Below are 12,428 nucleotides of genomic sequence, written 5' to 3' on the forward strand. Positions count from 1 at the left end.
TCTGACAGACTGCGGTGGTTCAGACCATGGCCAGCCGCTGCTTGCGTTGTGGCGCGTGAAACGCTTGGTCCAGCGCCTCCAGATCCCCGGCGTCAAGCTGCAATCGGGCAGCTTGGGCATTGAGCCGCACATGCTCGGGACGGACCGCCTTGGGGATGGCGATCACGCCGTCCTGACGCAAAATCCAAGCCAGCGCGACTTGTGCCGGCGTCATGTCGTGTCGGGCGGCCACCTGTTTGAGCGTGGCATTGGCGAGCATTATTCCGCCCTGGCCGATCGGGCAATAAGCCATGACCGGTAGCCGCTGCTGTTGGCTCCAGGGCAATAAATCAAATTCTATGCCGCGCTGTTCCAGATTGTAGAGCACCTGATTGGTGGCGCAGGCGCGGGCATCCAGTTCCTGCAGGTCGTCGAGGTCGAAATTGGACACCCCCCAACGGCCAATCTTGCCGGCTTCGCGCAGGCGTTCGAAGGCGTCGACGGTTTCGGCCAGGGGATACTGGCCGCGCCAATGCAGCAGATACAGATCGATGTAATCGGTGCCCAGCCTGCGCAGGCTTCGCTCGCACGCCTGGGGGATGCCCTCGCGGCTGGCGTTGTGCGGGTACACCTTGCTGACCAGGAAGACGCTGTCGCGCTGGCCGGCGATGGCATCGCGGACCACTTCCTCGGCACCGCCCTCGGCGTACATTTCAGCGGTGTCGATCAGGGTCATGCCCAGTTCGATACCCAGGCGCAATGCCGCGACTTCTTCGCTGTGCCGTGAACGGTCTTCACCCATCTGCCAGGTCCCCTGGCCGATAACCGGGACACGGGTGCCAGCCAATTCAAGCGTGCGCATGCAAACCTCCTTCATGAATGCCGATGGTTATTTCAGTGGGCAGCAGAATAGTCCATCGGTTCCCCCAGCAGGGCTTGCCGCAGGCTGCGATCCTTTGAGCCGCACCTTGCCAGTGATCGATTGCTCTGCGCCAAGACTGCACTTTTTCCAAATGTCCGGCTCTATCCATGGCAGCCTGCGGCGATCCCCACCGTCGGCCCATGCCCAAGTCCAAGAACCCATGGCTCGAGTTTCACCCACGATCACCACAGAAATCCGCCGTCTTTGCCTGCTGTTGGCAGGTCTGTCGATGTTCTTCGTCACCGGTTGCAGCCAGCAGCAAGGCGGCGACATCATCACCCAGATGCGCGAAGGCAACCCCCAGGAGTTCCTGCAAACCAGCGTCGACCGCATGGCCACCCTGACCATGCGCGACAACCTCGACAGTCTCTACCTGCTGATGGGCAAGCTCTACCTGCGCAACCCCGATGAGCTGAAGAAGTCCGGTTTCCTCGATGCCCGTACCGCCGGCAAGCAAGTGCGCATGGCTATCGAATTGCAGCAACCATTACCGACCCTGGGCGGGAAGAAGGACCTTGCGGCCCTGCGTTTCGCCATGAGCCCGGAGTTTCTCGGCGATCGGGTCGGGGCGTTCATCTATGCCATCGGCAGCATGCTGGTGACCGCCCATGGCAATCGCCTCGAGTTCTACATGACCGATACAATCAACCCGGTCTTCGTCAGCAACGCCGCGCGCAACATCGAGATCGCTACCTGGATCCTCAGCCAGCGACAGAACAAAGAGGGCCAGCCCTTGCTGTTCTCCAACGAAATCTCGGAGGAGGGCAGCAACCTGAGCTTTGCCGTCGAGTTCGGCAAGATCGTCGCCCGGCTGGACCTGCTGACCCAGATGCTCGACGAGCGCTACCGGCGCATCGGCCTGAATTATGCGCAGAGTTTGCTGTTCCTGAATTTCCTGCCGGTGCAGTGAGCACGACACATATTCCCTTGTGGGAGCGGGCTTGCTCGCGAAGGCGTAGTGTCAGGCAGCATAAATATCGACTGACCCACCGCTTTCGCGAGCAAGCCCGCTCCCACAGGGGGGGATTGAGTTCAGGGCATAAAGATAGATCGTATCGATATAACTGGTTATAAGAAATATCGCTATGCTGCGGGCCAGATTTTCCCTGCGATCGTTGTGGACGTATTCATGGATTTAGTGAACATCGGGTTGGTCGTCGCCGGATTGGTGGTGGGTTTTATCGTCGGCATGACTGGCGTGGGTGGCGGGTCACTGATGACCCCGATCCTGCTGTGGTTCGGCATCAACCCGGCGACGGCGGTCGGTACTGATTTGCTCTACGCCGCCATCACCAAATCCAGCGGTGTACTGGTGCACCGCAAGAACAACAACATCGATTGGGCGATTACCGGTTGGCTGACCCTTGGCAGCGTGCCGGCGGTGGCACTGACGTTGTGGTTCCTGAGCAGCTTGCACTCCAGCCCCGATGCGATGAACGCGATCATCAAGCAGGCCCTCGGCTTTGTGTTGTTCGCCACGGCGCTGGCGATTCTGTTCAAGAAGCGTCTGCTGGATTTCGCCCACAAACGTGCTGGCGGCAACTACAACCCCAGCGGGTCGCGCCTCAATGTCCTGACGGTCATCACTGGCCTGGTCCTCGGCACCATGGTCGCACTGACGTCCATTGGCGCCGGTGCACTGGGCACCGTGGCACTGTTCATTCTCTATCCGATGCTGCCGACCCGCCGCCTGGTAGGCACTGAAATCGCCCACGCCGTGCCGCTGACCCTGGTCGCAGGCCTTGGCCATGCGAGCATGGGCAACATGGACTGGCATGTATTGGGTTACTTGTTGGTGGGCTCGTTGCCGGGGATTTACCTGGGCAGCCACCTGACCGGGCGCATCTCCGACGAACTGCTGCGCCCTTGCCTGGCGACCATGCTGCTGTTGATCGGTTACAAGCTGGCGTTCTGATCCGGTTTGTTACGCCAGCCTCCTGCGCGGGAGCAATGTCCAGTCGGTGCCTGTCCGGCCCCTTGCCACCGGCTCAAGCCTTGCACTGTTCTGAACTCTGCCTGTCCTGAGATAACCCCGACCTGTTGCGCAATGACCGCCCTGACCTAAGCTTGGGACAAGGCGAAGAATATTTGCGGCACGTCACCCGGAACGATCGCCGTGATGCGCAATCATTAGAGCGTGGATATCAAAAAGGAGATGCGCATGCTCATCAGGTCACTGACCCTGGCTACCTTGCTGGCGATTGCCGGCCCATTATTCGCCGCTGATGGCGACTCACCGCTGGACATGGACAAGGGCAGGGCCCGACCTCTGATCGTCATCGCTCCGAGTACTGTTGATCCGGCCTGGGTCAGCCTGAAAAAGTCGCTGGATGAGCCGGCCAACAAAAAGGGTTTCACCGATCGCAGCATGGTGCTCTATACGGTGCTCAACCTGATGGGCCAGCGCGATGGCAAGGACATCGGGCCACAAGACACGGCGGCGCTGATCCGTTCGCTCAAGCTGGGTGCCGGCGCCAAGACCAAGGTGATCCTGGTCGGCAAGGATGGCGAGAAGAAACTGGAGCAGTCGGACACTATCAAGCTCGACGAGATTTTCAGCGCTGTCGATCAATTGCCGGCGGCCGAGAAAGAATTCACGGCGACCGTGGCCGCTCCCGTTACGACTCAAGCCGAGCCGGCTGCCAAAGGCACCAAACCGGCAAAAAACAGCAAAACGGCGAAACCGGCCAAGCCGCCTGAAATGCCGGATGATTGAACTGACACTGAATTTTGGCGGTGAGCAATTAACCTGTGGGAGCGAGCATGCTCGCGATAGCTGCGCTCAAGTATTCAAACCGACTGACCCTCGAAGGGCGTTGTAATGGATATCACCAGACTCAAGCATCACGGATGTCGGTCAGTTTGCCGATATGCACATTCCCGGCCACGGATTGATCCGATGCCGTTCGCAGGCTTGGGAGGTCCATTAGATACAACGGTTTCACCTGCATCACAACGGTCATGAGCAAAAAGGTGTTTGTAACTAGATGCTCAGAAAATCGAGCGTAGGCAAAGGACTTCAATCGCGTCGGAAATTTCCTGCATAGCGTGGCGCACCCCGTGAACTGGTGCCCATTGGGCCGTACCGATAATCTTCATGAGCCGCTGCAAATCAGCGGTCGGATGTGGAAGTCCGTTGGTTCAAGCCATCTACCTATGCCCCTAAAGCGCAAATCGACATTTTTTATGTCAACATCGCCGCGTTTTGGCGGCTGTGCGCGGGAGCACTTTCGAGTGCACCGGGTTTTGGTGGATTGACCTGGACTTCCACACCTGCGTACAGCTGCCACCCTCATGTGGAAGTGAGATGGGTAGTTTTCTCAATAATCCCCAATGGTACTTCTTCATGAAAAAGTTAAGTCCGAATCCCCCGGAATACCCATCCGACTCAGATTCACCACTGTCAGACATCACCGAACCCGCCGTCAGCGCTCGCTTGCGCAACCCCAAGCACACCGACCCGGTCAGCCACATCTTCACCATTCTCCCAAACGTCGACACCCCAACGCTGCTATGCCACGCCTGTGAAACCCTCGCGTCATTGAACGTTCTGGTCACTGATCTGGCCTGTAACCTGGAAAGCTCCAACCGCAATGTGGCGCTTTCGATTCAGCAATTGGCAGTGGTGGGCGAATTATTGGTGAACCGCGCGCTGGACAATATCGACCCGCCCGAAGGTGTGCCGATAAAGTAAAAAAGGTTCTTCATGCATTCCCGGGAAACTGTAGGAGCCGGCTTGCTGGCGATGGACTCAAGTGCGCCGCGTTTGTTCAGTTCACACGCATTATCGTTAACGACCATCGCCAGCAAGCCGGCTCCTACAAGGGACAATACCCACGCGGAAAATGAAGTGACCTCCAGGCCAGTGAAAGCCCCAAAAAAAGGTTCTTCACGCCTTCCCGGGAAACTGTAGGAGCCGGCTTGCTGGCGATGGACTCAAGTGCGCCGCGTTTATTCAGTTGACACGCGTTATCGTTAACGACCATCGCCAGCAAGGCGGCCCCTACAAGGGACCATACCCACGCGGAAAATGAAGTGACCTCCAGGCCAGTGAAAGCCCCAAAAAAAAGGTTCTTCATGCATTCCCGGGAAACTGTAGGAGCCGGCTTGCTGGCGATGGACTCAAGTGCGCCGCGTTTGTTCAGTTCACACGCGTTATCGTTAACGACCATCGCCAGCAAGCCGGCTCCTACAAGGGACCATACCCACGCGGAAAATGAAGTGACCTCCAGGCCAGTGAAAGCTCCAAAAAAAGGCGACCTCTAGAGGTCGCCCTTATCTATGGAGAAGGTGGCAAGGCTTATTGAGTCAGTGCGTTCAAAATTTGATGAGCAATCCTGACCCGCTGCGCATTGGGATAATTCTTGTTAGCCAGAATCACAATGCCGATGTCCTTCGATGGCACGTACGCCACGTAAGCGCCAAAGCCACCGGTTGAACCGGTCTTGTTGATCAGCATGTCCTGCGTCTGCGCTTGTGGCGGGTTCAGCCATTGGACTGCATGCGCCTGCATGGCCATCGGCGTGGAGTTGCCGTCCAGCAGGCGATCCAGTGTGATCGGGTAGCGATACATCTCCCAGCCCAGGCCCTGGGTCATATCGCCAACGGTGTAGTAACCGCTATGGGTCAAGGCGATGGCTTGCTGCAATGGCTTTTCCAGAGACGCCGGTTTCATGTTGGCGTCGACAAAGCCCAGCAGGTCCGCAGCGCTGGTTTTCACCCCGTACGCCTCGGAATCCAGCGCACCTGGAGTGACCCGTACCGGTTTGTCCGCCTTGTTGTAGCCCTGGGCGTACAGCGCCATCTGGTCCTGCGGCACATGCACGTAGGTGTGCTTGAGGCCCAGTTTCGGCAGCAGGGTTTTCTCCATCAACTGATCAAACGGCTGGCCCATGCTTTGCGCAGAGAGGTAGCCGAACAGGCCGAGGCTGGGGTTCGAATACAGTCGGTGGCTGCCGGGGGCGTAGAGCGGTTTCCATTGTTTGTAGTAGCCGAGCATTTTGTCGGCCGAATCAGCTTCAGCCGGGAATTGCAGCGGCAGGCCGCCAGCGCTGTAGGTACCCAGTTGCAGCACGCTGATGTGGTCGAACGCACTGCCGCGCAAGGCCGGCAGGACATGGCTGGCCTTGTCCGACAGCGACAGCTTGCCCGTGGCCTGGGCGTAGGCGGCGAGGGTGGCGGTGAAGGTTTTGCTGACGGAGCCGATTTCGAACAGGGTGTCTTGCGTGACAGGGCTGCCGGTTTCTGTCGAGGCGACGCCATAGTTGAAGTAGTGCGCCTGGCCGTTCACGGTGACCGCCACGGCCATGCCGTGAATGCCCTCGGCTTGCATCACCGGTTGTACAGCGGCGTTCACCACTGTCTCGACATTTTCCAGGGCAGAACACGGGGTAGTAGCGAACAATGCTAAACATGCCGCCAGAATTATTGGTCGGACGGTACCGGTTTGGTCCTTCTTCGTTGCATGGAATCTCATTGGGCTGACCGTTTTATTCAAAGCGGTCATTAAACCCCGTCGCCGATGACCAAGCCAAATTTCAGTGGGAGCGGGCTTGCTCCAGGCGGCGTTCCGACGAACGCGGTCTATCAGTCACATTGATGCTGGACGTGCCGCCGTCTTCGCGAGCAAGCCCGCTCCCACAGGGTGAACAGAAGACTAGCGCACCAGGCACGGCCGTTTGTTATCGAACTTCCAGCCGGGAATCAGGAACTGCATCGCCACGCTGTCATCCCGCGCACCCAGGCCCATGCCTTTGTATAGCTCGTGGGCCTTGGCGACCTGATCCATGTCCAGTTCGACCCCCAGCCCCGGTTTCTGCGGTACCTGCACGCAGCCGTCGACGATTTGCAGCGGGGCCTTGGTCAGGCGCTGGCCGTCCTGCCAGATCCAGTGGGTGTCGATGGCCGTGATCTCGCCCGGCGCGGCTGCCGCGACATGGGTGAACATGGCCAGGGAAATGTCGAAGTGGTTGTTGGAGTGCGAACCCCAGGTCAGGCCCCATTCGTGGCACATCTGCGCCACGCGCACCGAGCCTTGCATGGTCCAGAAGTGCGGGTCGGCCAGGGGAATGTCGACCGATTGCAACTGGATCGCGTGGCCCATCTCGCGCCAGTCGGTGGCGATCATGTTGGTCGCGGTCTTCAGGCCCGTGGCCCGGCGGAACTCGGCCATGACTTCACGTCCCGAGTAACCGTTTTCCGCGCCGCACGGGTCTTCGGCATAGGCCAGCACGTGGTGCTGATCGCGGCACAAACGGATCGCCTCCTTCAGTGACCAGGCACCATTCGGGTCGAGGGTGACGCGTGCATCGGGGAAGCGTACGGCGAGGGCCGTGACCGCTTCGATTTCGGCATCGCCACTGAGTACGCCGCCCTTGAGTTTGAAATCCTTGAAACCGTACCGGGCATGGGCGGCCTCGGCCAGACGCACCACGCCTTCGGCGGTCATGGCTTGCTCATGCCGCACGCGGAACCAGTCGTTGTCGGCGTCCGGTTCGCTGCGGTAGGCGAGGTCAGTCTGCTGGCGATCACCGACATAAAACAGATAGCCGAGCATCTTCACTTCATCACGCTGCTGGCCTTCGCCGAGCAGGGCGGCCACCGGTACGTCCAGGTGCTGGCCGAGCAAATCGAGCAAGGCGGCTTCCAGGCCGGTGACGGCGTGGATGGTGATGCGCAGGTCGAAGGTCTGCAAACCGCGGCCACCGGCATCGCGGTCGGCGAAGGTCTGGCGTACCTGATTAAGGATCTTCTGATAGGTACCGATTGGGCTGCCGACCACCAGGCTGCGCGCGTCTTCGAGGGTCTGGCGAATGCGCTCGCCCCCCGGTACTTCGCCGACGCCGGTGTGGCCGGCGTTGTCCTTGAGGATCACGATGTTGCGAGTGAAAAACGGGCCGTGGGCGCCGCTCAGGTTGAGCAGCATGCCATCGTGGCCGGCGACCGGAACCACTTGCATGCTGGTGATGATCGGGGCTTTTGCAGTGTCTTGTGCGTTCATTTTCCAATCCTTAAAAAGCGCAATTCAGGCGTGGTTGGGCGTGGGCTTGCCCTGCGCCACGGCGGGTGCGGGCTTCGGTGTGTTGCGAGCGGCGAAGACGATGATGGCGGCGATGATCGAGGTCGCGGCCAGTCCGTATAGCCCGCCCTGAATGGAACCGGTGCGCTCTTCGAGCAGGCCGAAAGTGGTCGGCGCAACGAAGCCGCCGAGGTTGCCCACCGAGTTGATCAGCGCGATGACGCCAGCGGCAATTCGCGCATCCAGGTAGGCCTGGGGGATCGGCCAGAATAGCGAAGAGGCCGATTTGAAGCCCAGCGCGGCAAAGCAGATCGCAACGAAGGCGAAGACCGGCCCGCCGGTGGTGGACATGAACATCCCGGCGGCGGCAATCAGCAGCGCGGCGGCGACCCAGGCCTGCTGGTGTTTCCATTTGGCGGACAGGGACGCGAAGGCGTACATGCCGACAATCGACAGCAACCACGGAATCGAGTTGAACAGCCCGACCTGGATGTCGCTCAGGTCGCCCATCTTCTTGATGATGCTCGGCAGCCAGAAGGTCGCGGCATAGATGGTCAGTTGGATAAAGAAGTAGATCAGGCAGAACAGGATGATCTGGCGGTCCTTGAGCAACTTGCCCAGTGACGGCTTGATCGGCGTCGCCGCTTCCCGGGCCAGTTGTTCGTCGTCGATGGCCTTGACCAGCGCGTCCTGCTCTTCGCGGCTCAGCCATTTGGCGTCATGGGGCCTGGAGTCCAGCCAGAACCAGACGAACACGCACAACCCCACCGAAAACATGCCCTCGATGAAGTACATCCACTGCCAGCCGTGCAGGCCCAGCCCTTCGATTTGCAGGAGCAACCCGGACAGCGGGCCTGAGATCAACGACGCGAGCGCCGAGCCACTGAGGAAGATGGCAATTGCCTTGCCACGTTCCACGCCGGGCAACCAGCGGGTGAAGTAGTAAATCACCCCGGGGAAGAACCCGGCTTCGGCCACGCCCAGCAGAAAACGCAGGATGTAGAAGTGGGTTTCGTTCTGGATGAACGCCATGCCCGCGGCGACCAGGCCCCAGGTCAGCATGATGCGGGTCAGCCAGATACGTGCGCCGACTTTTTGCAGGAGGATGTTGGAAGGCACTTCGAACAGCGCGTAACCGATGAAGAACAGCCCGGCACCCAGGCCGTAGGCAGCAGCGCCAATGCCCAGGTCGTGTTCCATGTGGGCGCGGACGAAACCGATGTTCACGCGATCAATGTAATTGACGATGAACATGATGACGAACAGCGGCAAGACGTGACGTTTGACTTTGGCGATGGCCGACTTCAGCGCTGTACTGGCGTCGTCGTGCATCCCGGAGATGGATGTATTCACTGCGTTTTCTCCCACTCGTTATTTTTATGCGGGGTGAAGCTGAGTGCTGCGTTGTTGATAGACATCATACAACTAGGTTTTTTCATCGTGCAACCACGTTGATCCAACAAAATGGTGCTTTATAGGTGGATTGTTATGCTTTGTGCTGTGCTGGTTGGCGTGTTTTGTGACTCGAGATGGGCTTGTTCTTGAGTGTTGTCATACAAGTTGAGCGAGATTTTTCAGGATTCCCGGCAAGCGCGGTGCTACGATTCGATAGCCCTGATTTGCGGACACCCTCATGCAAGAACACCTCGAAGTACCTGCTCGCAAGCGCAGCCATAACCTGGCCCATGACCTGGTAGAGAAACTGACCCAGCGCATCCTGCTCGGCCAGATGCTGCCCGGCGACAAGCTGCCGTCGGAGAACACCATCGTTCAGGAACACGGGGTCAGTCGCACGGTGGTGCGCGAGGCGATCTCCAAGTTGCAGGCCTCGGGGCTGGTGGAAACTCGCCATGGCATCGGCACGTTTGTGATCGAGCGCGCGCCGGAGCAGGGGCTGCGGCTGAATGTCGATACCGCGTTGGGGGTGCGCAGCATTCTGGAGTTGCGTATGGGCCTGGAAACCCAGGCGGCGGCGCTGGCGGCAACGCGCCGCAGCGATCTGCAATTGGCGCAGATGCGTGAAGCACTGGATGACTATCAAAGCCTGCTGGCCAACAACGACAGCTGTGTCGAAGCGGACCGGCGTTTTCATCTGGTGATCGCCGAAGCCACCGGCAACCTGTGTTTCACCGAGATCATGCAGCACCTGGGCAATGCGATGATTCCGCGCACCCGGGTCAATGCCGCCGAGCGTGGCGCAGTGGACTTGAGCAAGCTCGGCCAGTTGGCCAACCTGGAGCACGAGGCGATCCTCAATGCCATCAAGCGCCAGGACCCGGACGCGGCGCGGGCGGCGATGTGGTTGCATCTGACTAACAGCCGTGACCGGTTTTCGGCTAGCTGAATTTGTCTGTTTTTCTGTGACACCGAGTCATCGTTCTTCGCGAGCAAGCCCGCTCCCACAGGTTTTGAGTCGTACTCAAGCACAACGGCATACATATAACCCCTGTGGGAGCGGGCTTGCTCGCGAAAGCGTCAGTCCAGGCAACAAACAGCATGGATCAGACCCGAGCAACTTGAACAACCACAGCCCGCCGCTCCAGATTCAACGCCAGCACACTCGCCAACACCACCAACCCGCCGACCACGATCATCAATGTCGGCCGTTCGCCAAGCGCATAGGACGCAATCACCATCGCCGTCGGTGGCGTCAGGTACAGCGTCATCGTCGCCCGGCTCAGGTCCACATGCGCCAGCACATAGGCCCAGGCCAGGTACGCGAGGGCACTGGGGAAAATCCCCAGGGCGATCACCGCGAGCTGTACGCGCATCGGTGCCTGGGCGACTTGATCCACCATGCCGGGCAAGAAAACCAGCAACAACACCGTCCCGGACCACACCGTGTAACACACCAGCGTCAGCCCGTCGTAACGCCCGGTGTGATGCTTTTGCAGGGCAAAATAGAGACTCCAGGACACCGCCGCCAGCAGGATGAGCAAACCGTGGGCATCAATACTGCCCAGGCCATGATCGCCCGCCACCACAATCACCACACCCAACAACCCGAGCAGCACACAACCCCAGCGCCACAGGCTCACCCGATCCTTGAACACGAAGCGCGCAATCAATGTGCTGAACAGCGGCGTGGTCTGGGCCAGGACGCTCGAAGCGCCAGCGCTGACACCCTGCTGCCCGAAGTTGATCGCCACGTGGTGCAGGCTTACGGCAAAGAAACCCAGGCCGAACATCAGCGGCAGATCGCGCAGGCTCGGCAGGCGTATGCCCTTGATTAACGCGACCACGGCCATGAATACGGAGGCCAGCAGGAAGCGCAGCAGCGCCAGATGCACCGGGTCGTAGGCCTGCAAGCCGATATGGATGCCGGTCGGGGAATAACCCCAGCACGCCACGACAAACGCCATGGCCAGGATGATTTTCCAGGGTGAAACGGGGGAGGGGGTGAGCGGCGTCATGGTGGTGCACCTGTAGGTGGATGCACCGAGTATCAGAAAGCGCATCGTTCTCCACAACTGACTTATAATGCGTAGATCGTTCACTCTAGGTGATGTATGGAGCTGGCACAGATTCGCATGTTCAAGACCGTGGCCGACGTCGGCAGCATCGCCCGCGCGGCTGAGGTGCTGCATTGCGTGCCGTCGAACATCACGGCACGGATCAAGGCCCTGGAGGCCGAACTGGGTGTCGCGTTGTTTCTGCGTGAGGGCCGAGGGCTGCGCATCAGCCCGTCGGGGCAGACGTTCCTGGCCTACGCCTCGAAAATTCTTGCCCTCACCGCCGAGGCCAAGCGTGCGCTCGACCCTTGCGCCGAACCCTCCGGCCCGTTGCGCATCGGCGCCATCGAGTCGTCGGCCACGGGGCGCTTGCCGCGTCTGCTGGCGAAATTCCACAAGCGTTTCCCGCAGGTGGCGCTGGAGCTGACCACCGGCACCTGGGCCCAGTTGCTCGACGACACGCTCAATCACAAGCTCGACGGTGCAATCGTTGCGGTCGACGTCGAGCGTTCGCACCTCAAGCGCACGCCGATGTACCGCGAAGAGTTGCTGTTGATTGCCTCGACCTCCCTCGGACCGCTGCGCGACGTGACGGACCTGCAGGACAAGACGATGTTCCTTTGGCCACAGGGCTGTCCGTACCGGGCGGCGATGGAGCATTGGTTATTGCGCAATGGGTTGGCGCTGCCGATTGTCAGCCTGGCCAGCTATGGTGCGATTGTCGGTTGCGTCAGCGCCGGGGCCGGCGTGGCGCTGGTGACGAAAGGGGTGTTCGATCAATACGCCAAGGGCGCCGGGTGCGTGGCGTTTGAGTTTCCCGAACTGACGGCCATCGAGAGCCTGTTTTACTGGCACGAAAACGCGGGGGTGCACCCGGCGCGAGAGGCGTTTGTGGCGATGCTCCACGAAGAGTTTGCCTAACGCAGAACTTGTAATTGGATGGACTCGCCCAAGCCGAGGCGTCAATGCGCCACGGTGGCAGTCTAAACAGCCAACGACAGCGAGGGCGAGTCCATGAAAAATCATAGTTCGTTTGATCAATCCGTGTCTTCTTCCG

12 protein-coding genes are annotated in these 12,428 nt (G+C 59.8%); 6 read left to right on the forward strand and 6 right to left on the reverse strand.

Annotation, left to right across the window (positions count from 1 at the left end; translation table 11 throughout):
• Positions 1-19 precede the first annotated feature (19 nt).
• Positions 20-841: an aldo/keto reductase gene (locus tag KGA88_RS27275; protein ID WP_223595560.1), complete on the reverse strand. Its 822-nt coding sequence runs from the start codon at positions 839-841 to the stop codon at positions 20-22.
• Between the two features lie 220 nt (positions 842-1,061).
• On the opposite strand from KGA88_RS27275, the gene KGA88_RS27280 reads away from it, so the two are divergent.
• From KGA88_RS27280 to KGA88_RS27295, 4 genes are all read left to right on the forward strand, one after another.
• A complete protein-coding gene (locus tag KGA88_RS27280; protein WP_110659363.1) occupies positions 1,062-1,811 on the forward strand; it encodes a hypothetical protein in 750 nt (249 codons plus the stop codon).
• A 219-nt stretch (positions 1,812-2,030) separates the two neighbouring features.
• Entirely contained in the window at positions 2,031-2,816 is a 786-nt protein-coding gene (locus KGA88_RS27285) for a sulfite exporter TauE/SafE family protein (protein WP_110659362.1), read from the forward strand.
• A gap of 246 nt (positions 2,817-3,062) precedes the next feature.
• The gene (locus tag KGA88_RS27290; RefSeq protein ID WP_223595562.1) at positions 3,063-3,617 is read left to right on the forward strand and encodes a DUF4174 domain-containing protein; all 555 of its coding nucleotides are present in this window, start codon (positions 3,063-3,065) and stop codon (positions 3,615-3,617) included.
• Positions 3,618-4,247: 630 nt separating this feature from the next.
• A complete protein-coding gene (locus tag KGA88_RS27295) occupies positions 4,248-4,595 on the forward strand; it encodes a DUF6124 family protein (RefSeq protein ID WP_223595576.1) in 348 nt (115 codons plus the stop codon).
• Positions 4,596-4,719: 124 nt separating this feature from the next.
• Here KGA88_RS27295 and KGA88_RS27300 read toward each other — a convergent pair whose 3' ends face one another.
• The 4 genes from KGA88_RS27300 to KGA88_RS27315 form a co-directional block, all read right to left on the reverse strand.
• Positions 4,720-5,082, reverse strand: a complete 363-nt coding sequence (locus tag KGA88_RS27300; protein ID WP_223595564.1) for a hypothetical protein — start codon at positions 5,080-5,082, stop codon at positions 4,720-4,722.
• Between the two features lie 119 nt (positions 5,083-5,201).
• A complete protein-coding gene (ampC, locus tag KGA88_RS27305) occupies positions 5,202-6,377 on the reverse strand; it encodes a class C beta-lactamase (RefSeq protein WP_223595566.1) in 1,176 nt (391 codons plus the stop codon).
• A gap of 180 nt (positions 6,378-6,557) precedes the next feature.
• On the reverse strand, positions 6,558-7,901 hold the full coding sequence (gene gudD / locus KGA88_RS27310; protein ID WP_223595568.1) for a glucarate dehydratase: 1,344 nt from the start codon (positions 7,899-7,901) through the stop codon (positions 6,558-6,560).
• A gap of 24 nt (positions 7,902-7,925) precedes the next feature.
• Entirely contained in the window at positions 7,926-9,272 is a 1,347-nt protein-coding gene (locus tag KGA88_RS27315; protein ID WP_223595570.1) for an MFS transporter, read from the reverse strand.
• A 280-nt stretch (positions 9,273-9,552) separates the two neighbouring features.
• Here KGA88_RS27315 and KGA88_RS27320 point away from each other — a divergent pair, with 280 nt between their 5' ends.
• Positions 9,553-10,263 carry a FadR/GntR family transcriptional regulator gene (locus tag KGA88_RS27320; protein ID WP_223595572.1) on the forward strand — a complete coding sequence of 237 codons (711 nt, stop codon included), beginning with the start codon at positions 9,553-9,555 and terminating at the stop codon, positions 10,261-10,263.
• A gap of 157 nt (positions 10,264-10,420) precedes the next feature.
• On the opposite strand, the gene KGA88_RS27325 is transcribed toward KGA88_RS27320, so the two are convergent.
• Entirely contained in the window at positions 10,421-11,332 is a 912-nt protein-coding gene (locus KGA88_RS27325) for a DMT family transporter (RefSeq protein WP_223595574.1), read from the reverse strand.
• A 96-nt stretch (positions 11,333-11,428) separates the two neighbouring features.
• Here KGA88_RS27325 and KGA88_RS27330 point away from each other — a divergent pair, with 96 nt between their 5' ends.
• Complete coding sequence (locus KGA88_RS27330) at positions 11,429-12,292, forward strand: LysR family transcriptional regulator (RefSeq protein ID WP_110661054.1); 864 nt, start codon at positions 11,429-11,431, stop codon at positions 12,290-12,292.
• The last annotated feature ends 136 nt before the right edge of the window (positions 12,293-12,428 follow it).

Source organism: Pseudomonas sp. A-R-19, assembly GCF_019956575.1.
Taxonomy (GTDB): domain Bacteria; phylum Pseudomonadota; class Gammaproteobacteria; order Pseudomonadales; family Pseudomonadaceae; genus Aquipseudomonas.

Coding starts and splice junctions, on each gene's coding strand:
- KGA88_RS27275 (WP_223595560.1), bottom strand. CDS start 841: ATGCGCACGCTTGAATTGGCTGGCACCCGTGTCCCGGTTATCGGCCAG.
- KGA88_RS27280 (WP_110659363.1), top strand. CDS start 1,062: ATGGCTCGAGTTTCACCCACGATCACCACAGAAATCCGCCGTCTTTGC.
- KGA88_RS27285 (WP_110659362.1), top strand. CDS start 2,031: ATGGATTTAGTGAACATCGGGTTGGTCGTCGCCGGATTGGTGGTGGGT.
- KGA88_RS27290 (WP_223595562.1), top strand. CDS start 3,063: ATGCTCATCAGGTCACTGACCCTGGCTACCTTGCTGGCGATTGCCGGC.
- KGA88_RS27295 (WP_223595576.1), top strand. CDS start 4,248: ATGAAAAAGTTAAGTCCGAATCCCCCGGAATACCCATCCGACTCAGAT.
- ampC (WP_223595566.1), bottom strand. CDS start 6,377: ATGAGATTCCATGCAACGAAGAAGGACCAAACCGGTACCGTCCGACCA.
- gudD (WP_223595568.1), bottom strand. CDS start 7,901: ATGAACGCACAAGACACTGCAAAAGCCCCGATCATCACCAGCATGCAA.
- KGA88_RS27320 (WP_223595572.1), top strand. CDS start 9,553: ATGCAAGAACACCTCGAAGTACCTGCTCGCAAGCGCAGCCATAACCTG.
- KGA88_RS27325 (WP_223595574.1), bottom strand. CDS start 11,332: ATGACGCCGCTCACCCCCTCCCCCGTTTCACCCTGGAAAATCATCCTG.
- KGA88_RS27330 (WP_110661054.1), top strand. CDS start 11,429: ATGGAGCTGGCACAGATTCGCATGTTCAAGACCGTGGCCGACGTCGGC.